The organism is Pseudomonas sp. PF05 (genome assembly GCF_056521845.1).
This window is the reverse complement of sequence record NZ_JBWLPW010000063.1, coordinates 1-1,138: the sequence shown is the minus strand read 5'-3', so window position 1 is coordinate 1,138 and position 1,138 is coordinate 1. Positions and strand designations below refer to the sequence as shown.

General features: G+C 64.3%; 1 protein-coding gene. It reads right to left on the bottom strand.

The genetic code is table 11. The annotated features are described in order from the left end of the window. Positions 1 to 1,138, bottom strand: a 1,138-nt coding sequence (locus AC09SL_RS29430; RefSeq protein ID WP_479571999.1) for a non-ribosomal peptide synthetase, incomplete at both ends; no start/stop codon positions are given.

Here is a 1,138-nt window from a genome sequence, read left to right as displayed (position 1 = left end):
CTTCTTTCACCGCCTCATGCTGCGCCAGCCGCGCTTCGATCTCGCCCAACTCGATGCGGAAACCGCGGATCTTCACTTGGTCATCGTTGCGCCCCAGGTACTCGATATTGCCGTCCGGCAGGTAACGACCCAGGTCGCCGGTTCGGTACATCCGGGCATTCGTCGCTGTGTTGAACGGATCCCCCAGGAAACGCTCGACGGTCAATTCCGGACGGTTCAGGTAACCCCGCGCCACCTGCACACCGCCGATGTAAATCTCCCCGGCCACGCCCATGGGCACCGGTTGTCGATGGGCATCAAGCAGGTAGATCCGCGTATTGGCAATCGGCTTGCCGATGGGCGTGCTGTCCGGGGTTTCTGCACCCGTGCAATCCCACGCCGTCACGTCCACCGCCGCTTCGGTCGGGCCGTACAGGTTGTACAGGCTGCTGTGCGGCAGTTGCGTCTTGAAGCGCCGCACCAGATGCCCCGGCAACGCCTCGCCGCTGCACATCACCCGCACCAAGCCTTCGCACTGACCTGCCTCGCCATGGGCCAGGAACACGTCGAGCATCGACGGCACGAAGTGCAATGTGGTGATGCCTTGGGCCTGGATCACTTCGCGCAGGTAGGCAGGATCACGATGCCCGCCCGGACGGGCCATCACCAACCGCGCACCGCTGAACAGCGGCCAGAAGAACTCCCACACCGACACGTCGAAGCTGAACGGGGTCTTTTGCAGCACTGCGTCTGTGGCGCTCAAGGCGTATTCGTCCTGCATCCACAACAGCCGGTTGACCACCGCGCCGTGCTCGTTCATCACGCCTTTGGGCAGGCCCGTGGAGCCCGAGGTGTAGATGACATAGGCCAGGTGATGGGCATGCAAGCCTTCAACCTGCGGATTGTCGGTGGGCTGCATCGAGAACCCTTGCGCCTCATCCAGCAGCAAGGTCCGCGCCTGCGTAGCCGGCAGGCTCGCCTGCAAGGCGCGCTGGGTCAGCACCACTCTCGGCGCGCTGTTTTCCAGCATGTAGGCCAGGCGCTCGGCTGGGTAATCCGGGTCCAGCGGCACATACGCCGCGCCGGCCTTGAGAATGCCCAGCAGGCCCGCCACCATGTCCAGGCTGCGATCGGCACAGATCGCCACGCGGTCATCCGG